The sequence below is a fragment of the Parasulfuritortus cantonensis genome, from assembly GCF_004337445.1.
GTDB classification, from domain to species: Bacteria; Pseudomonadota; Gammaproteobacteria; order Burkholderiales; family Thiobacillaceae; genus Parasulfuritortus; species Parasulfuritortus cantonensis.
Genome location: NZ_SJZB01000019.1, coordinates 1 through 5,193, shown reverse-complemented (window position 1 = coordinate 5,193; position 5,193 = coordinate 1). Strand labels below are relative to the sequence as shown.

The window sequence follows — 5,193 nt, the reverse complement described above, 5'->3', positions numbered from 1 at the left end:
TCCTGTGCGATTTTCATGATCTGCTCTGAGAAAATTGGGGTCGTAAAAAGCTGATAATTATAACTTTTTATTTGGATTTTTCATTACAGAATTTCACAAATTGGTGGCCAGGTCGCCGACCCGTCCAACTGGGCCTGCCAGCGGTCCAGCCTGGCCAGCCAGGCCGGGCGCCGGTGCCAAACTTCGGCCAGGCGGACCGGCTCCGGCCATGTCGTTCCAAGCGCTCCACAGGGCCGCAGGGCATCCGCGTCGCCGGGGTCCAGGTCGCCGCAGAGCAGGTCGAGGAGGCATGGATCTTCGGCCAATGGGCCTGGTCTTCCTGGCGATAGGCCTGCCAGACCAGGGGTTTGCCCGCCCACATGGCGCGGACCAGGGAATCCTCGCCGCGCACGAAATTGCAGTCGCACAGCCAGAGCAGGCAGGCGTGTAGTCGTCCTGGACAGCATCGGCAACACCTGTACGGCCAGGTTGCCGCGTACCAGTTGCTCGCCGGCTGCCACGGCGGGCCGCCGAAGAAGCCCGCCACGTCGGCCAGCGGCGGCCCTCGGGAACCAGGCAGCGGACCCGCTCGGGGCCGTCGCCCAGGTCTCGAACAGGCCCTGGATGGCCGTGTTTTCGTAGCTGAACAGGGAAATCCGCGATTCCTCGGCTCCGGCACCGCCAAGCGGCGCCAGAACGCGGCCTGTGCGGCCGGGTCGGCACGCAGGTCGTCCGTGCCGCCACCAACCAGGACTCCTTGAGCACGCCCCCGGTACCCGGCACGTAGCCGGGCAGGAAGAATACTTGTCAAGGGCAGGCGCGATGGGGCGAAGCGAGGGCGTGGCAGCCCGGTACCAGTCCTCGCGCTCAGGTATTCGAGGTTAAGCCAGACCGTTTGACCGGCGTTTCCGCCATCGGCCGACTCGTAGGACCGGGGAGATGGCAGGCCAAGCCTCGACACGACGTCGGCAGGTTCGGCCAGCGGGGGAACGGCCGCGCCAATGCGGACCGTGACGCCCTGGCAGGCCTGCTCGTCCAGGTCCGGATCGATCTCCGGGCGCAGGCACCGAAAGCGGCCAGGTCGTCGACCCAGAGGCGGACGCGGAGGCGATGCTCCGAGGCCAATTGGCGCGCCAAGCGCCAGGTGATGCCGATGTCGCCGTAGTTGTCGACGACGGCGCAGAACAGGTCCCAGTCGTATCCGGGCCGCATGCCGTGTTCAGGCAGGAGGATCTTGCCGTCCTTGCTGAACTGGTAGTCCCGGAACACGTGTTCCGCGCTCAGGAGTTGGAATTGCCCTCGGCGTCCTGGCGCGAGGTGTCCCTTCAGCCGATAGGCTAATGGGCAGGTCCAGATGTCGAAGTTGCGCATGTGCGTGCAAGGCAGGTCTTGTCGTAGATCTGACTTCTTCTCGTTCGGGTGTGCCGCGACCTCGCGGTTGTTAGGCGTCGATATAAGCGCAGTGGCCATTGCTGTCGAGGATGTAGCCGTAGGCCTCGCAATTCGGCCGGGTCGTGGCGCCGATCCCGGGGCTGCCCCTGAGCATGCGCATCGGGTAGCCGGTCGGCGAGATGCCGTTGACCTCGATGTCTTCCTCGTTGGCCTTGAAGTATTCCTGCTTTACCTCGTCGGGCAGCCCGCATTCGTCGGTGACGGTGAAGCGGGGTGGCGATTGGACGGCGCCGAGCCTGCGTCCAGGAAACGGGGTCGCGTCGCTACCGGTGAAGATGCCGCCGGCCGAGATGATCGGAATGTCCAGTTGCTCGGCACGCAGCCAGGCGAGAATCTCGGCGTTGATGGTGGCGAGGTCGTGCTTGTTCCAGTCGTCCAGCCGAAACCGAGGTGGCCGCCGGCGAGCGACCTCGACGACGACGTAGTCGGGCAGCGGCCGGTGCGGGCGTTCTTGCGCAGGAACAACTGCAGCGCGCGCAGGGGAGGAAACGATGATGCCGATCTTGGCGTCGCGGAAGCCGGTGCTCTCCATGAGGGCCAGCGAGCCCAGGTGCAGGCCGGCCGCCAGGGTGATGCCGTCCGATGCCGGCGTCGAGGGCGGCGTTCAGGCGCACCTTGAGCGCTCCTTGGGGGCCGTTCATGGTCAGCTTTTCCATGCAGTTGATGGAAGATCATGCCTTCACCGCGCTTGCTTTCCATGGCTTGCCGACTGGAGCCGGGTCGCCTCGTCGAGACTCGCCCAGGTCGAATTTTATTTCTGATTGTCTGTATTTTCAACGTTATATTATACTTCTTTAGTTTTTGCTTGACGAATTTCGTGTTGTAGCGCCTGGTCTGCGACGGTGGGCAGCATGGCGTCCGAGATTGGGCCGAATGCCGCCCAGGCGGCGGAACCAGCGCCAAGTCGGTGGTGGAGATGTCCACCCCCATGCCGCGATATGATCCGCACCAACTCGCCGCACCCAGTTTCAGGCGGAAATCATCAAACACTTCGTCGTCATATCCGATTAACTCTCGCTCCGTTGTCGACGAATGAGCGTCGGCGACTGGCAATCTTAAGAACTCGGCATCATACGGGTTTCCGGTTCGATTCGACAGCCTATTAATCAGGTTAGCGCGGGAGGGGACGCGTTCGCGCGGTTGGCAAACGGAATGGCCGATACTAGAATACGTGGTATCTTTTTATCTGTTTGCTGATCATTCACCATGCCGCTATCCGACGTCGTCAATACCTTTGGCCAATGGCTGCTCGCCAAGCACGGCGAGCGGTCCACAGATCGCCTTGGACGTCGTTTCACCTGTCCGACCGGGCGCAGCAAGGGGACCGGCGGCTGCACCTTCTGCACAACGCCTCCTTCAGCCGGGCAGCCAGAAGCGCAGTCCTGGCCGAGCAATGGCCTCCGGGCGCGACGGTATCGGCGGCGTACCGGGGCCGGAGTACCTGGCCTACTTCCAGGCCTACCGAATACTTACGACGAAGCCGAACGCCTGCGGGAACTGTATGAAGGCGTTGGCCTACCCGGGCATGATCGGCTCGCGGTCGGCACCGGCCGATTGCGTGGCCGACGAGGTGCTCGACCTGCTCGCCGCTACCGGGCGCGCGGATGGAGTGTGGCTGAGCTGGCCTGCAGTCCGCCTTCGACGAGCCTGGCACGGGTCAACCGGGCCACGGCTTCGGGAATATGCCGAAGACTGCACCAAGCCGGCCTGGGCATCCCGATCTGCACGCACCTGATCATGGGCCTGCCGGCGAGACGAATGCACCCAGCGCCCCTGGACCGGGTGCTCGAGGTGGCACCGACGGCCTCAAGCTGCACCGCTGACATCGTCCGGCACACCCTGCTGGCGCACAGTGGCGGCACGGCGAGTAGCCCATGTTGATGGAAGATATTCGGGTCGCCGCCGACCTCATCGAGCGTACCCCGAATCGGTCGTTCCACCGTGTCACCGGCACCGCCTCGGCGGACATCCTGCTCGCGCCCATGTGGTGCGGCACAAGTGGCCGGTGCTCAACGGTATCGAAAACCTATGAAGGAACGCGGCAGCGCCAGGGCAGCCGAGTCGGCCGCGCCTGCACGGAACTGAAACATGTCGCCTGAACCATCATTGCTGCAACTCGTCTGTCCGGCCGGCAGCCTGCCGGCCTGAAGGCTGCGGTCGACCAGGGCGCCGACGCCGTCTACCTGGGCCTCAAGGACAATACCAACGCGCGCAACTTCGCCGGCCTCAACTTCGACGAGAAGAGCCTGGCCGAGGCATACGCTATGCCAGGGGCGGGGCGCAAGGTCCTCATGGCCCTCAACACCTTTCCCAGCCGGCTACGCTGGAGCGCTGGCACCGGGCCGTCGACAAGGCCGCCGGCCTGGGTGTCGATGCGGTCATCCTGGCCGACCCCGGCCTCATGGCCTATGCCCGCGGGCACCATCCCCAGCTGCGACTGCACCTGTCGGTACAAGGCTCGGCGACCAACTACGAGGCGATCAACTTCTACCGCGAACGCTCGGCATCCAGCGCGTGGTGCTGCGCCGCGGTGCTCTCCCTGGCCCAGGTCGAGAACGTGATCGAGAACACCGGGGCGAGATCGAGCTGTTCGGCTTCGGCGGCCTGTGCGTGATGGTCGAGGGCCGCTGCCTGCTCTCCTCGTATGCCTGCGGCGACTCGCCGAACACCTTCGGCCTGCTCGCCCGGCCATGCGTGCGCTGGCAGCAGACCGCGCAGGGCATGGAGACGCGCCTGAACGGATCCTGATCGACCGCTACGCGGATACCGAGAAGGCCGGTTACCCGACCCTGTGAATGGGCCGCTTCGCGGTCGAGGCGAGACCTACTACGCCCTCGAGGAGCCGACCGCTGAACAGCATGGCGATGCTGCCGAGATGCTGCGCCTGGGGGTGGCCGCCATCAAGATCGAAGGGGGCAGCGCAGCCCCGCCTACGTCGCCCAGGTGACCGCGGTCTGGCGTGCCGCCATCGACGCCGTCAAGCGGGCCCCGGAGGCATTTTGCCGCCAAGCCGGCTGGACCGCCCAACTCGACAAGGTATCCGAGGGCAGCATGCACACCCTCGGCGCCTACTACCGCCGTGGAAATGAGCCCGACCGCCGCACCGACCCCCAGCACCATGAAACTCGCCCTTGGTCCGCTGCTGTACTACTGGTCCGCGAGGACACCCTGGCCTTCTACGAGGCGGCCGCCGGTGGCCGGTCGACATCGTCTACCTGGGCGAGACGGTCTGCTCCCGTCGCCATCTCATGCGCCTGGCCGATTGGCTGGAGGTCGCCGACGCCTGGCCGGGCGGGGCAAGGAGGTGGTCCTCTCCTCGTTGCCCCTGGTCGAGTCGGAATCCGACCTCAAGGCCATGCGCAAGCTGGTCGGCAACGGCGCCACCGAGTCGAGGCCAACGATTTCGGCGCCGTGCGCCTGTGCATCGAGGCCGGCGTCGGCTTCGTCGCCGGCGCCACGCTCAACGTCTACAATCCCGAGACCCTGGCCATGCTGGCCGAGGCCGGCGCCTTCCGCTGGGTGCCCCCGGTGGAGATGAACCGCGCCATGCTCGAGGCATGCCGGTGCCCGCCGGCGTCGCCACCGAGGTATTCGCGTACGGCCGCCTGCCGTTGGCCTATTCGGGCGCTGCTTCACGGCGCGCCGCTACAACCTGCAGAAGGACGATTGCCAGTTCAAGTGCCTGGAGCATCCCGACGGCCTCACCCTGTAACCCGCGAGGACCAGCCCTTCCTGCCATGAACGGCATCCAGACCCAGTCGG

5 protein-coding genes and 2 pseudogenes are annotated in these 5,193 nt (G+C 65.4%); 3 read left to right on the top strand and 4 right to left on the bottom strand.

All coding sequences use genetic code 11. The features are described from left to right. Window positions 1-67: 67 nt before the first annotated feature. From earP (EZJ19_RS16780) to EZJ19_RS16280, 4 genes and pseudogenes are all read right to left on the bottom strand, one after another. Window positions 68-361, bottom strand: coding sequence for an elongation factor P maturation arginine rhamnosyltransferase EarP (gene earP, locus EZJ19_RS16780; protein WP_420813105.1), 294 nt, complete (start codon window positions 359-361; stop codon window positions 68-70). Window positions 362-494: 133 nt separating this feature from the next. Then, window positions 495-596, bottom strand: a pseudogene (locus EZJ19_RS16775) (hypothetical protein); the annotation flags it as partial. A gap of 250 nt (window positions 597-846) precedes the next feature. Then, a complete protein-coding gene (earP, locus tag EZJ19_RS05615) occupies window positions 847-1,350 on the bottom strand; it encodes an elongation factor P maturation arginine rhamnosyltransferase EarP (protein ID WP_240754670.1) in 504 nt (167 codons plus the stop codon). Between the two features lie 70 nt (window positions 1,351-1,420). Next, the gene (locus EZJ19_RS16280) at window positions 1,421-1,963 is read right to left on the bottom strand and encodes a nitronate monooxygenase (RefSeq protein ID WP_240754669.1); all 543 of its coding nucleotides are present in this window, start codon (window positions 1,961-1,963) and stop codon (window positions 1,421-1,423) included. A gap of 1,342 nt (window positions 1,964-3,305) precedes the next feature. Between EZJ19_RS16280 and EZJ19_RS05605 the strand changes: the two genes are divergently transcribed. The 3 genes and pseudogenes from EZJ19_RS05605 (at window position 3,306) to EZJ19_RS16265 (ending at window position 4,378) form a co-directional block, all read left to right on the top strand. Beyond that, window positions 3,306-3,530, top strand: a complete 225-nt coding sequence (locus EZJ19_RS05605) for a TIGR01212 family radical SAM protein (RefSeq protein WP_131445337.1) — start codon at window positions 3,306-3,308, stop codon at window positions 3,528-3,530. Then, window positions 3,503-4,179: pseudogene (locus EZJ19_RS16685) on the top strand (peptidase U32 family protein). The gene EZJ19_RS05605 and the pseudogene EZJ19_RS16685 overlap by 28 nt, the downstream one beginning before the upstream one ends. 43 nt (window positions 4,180-4,222) lie before the next feature. Next, entirely contained in the window at window positions 4,223-4,378 is a 156-nt protein-coding gene (locus EZJ19_RS16265; protein ID WP_240754668.1) for a hypothetical protein, read from the top strand. Window positions 4,379-5,193: the final 815 nt, after the last annotated feature.

Excerpts from the sequence above, each read along its gene's own strand:
- EZJ19_RS16280 (WP_240754669.1), bottom strand. The coding sequence starts at position 1,963 with ATGGAGAGCACCGGCTTCCGCGACGCCAAGATCGGCATCATCGTTTCC.
- EZJ19_RS05605 (WP_131445337.1), top strand. The coding sequence starts at position 3,306 with ATGTTGATGGAAGATATTCGGGTCGCCGCCGACCTCATCGAGCGTACC.
- earP (WP_240754670.1), bottom strand. The coding sequence starts at position 1,350 with ATGCGCAACTTCGACATCTGGACCTGCCCATTAGCCTATCGGCTGAAG.
- earP (WP_420813105.1), bottom strand. The coding sequence starts at position 361 with ATGTGGGCGGGCAAACCCCTGGTCTGGCAGGCCTATCGCCAGGAAGAC.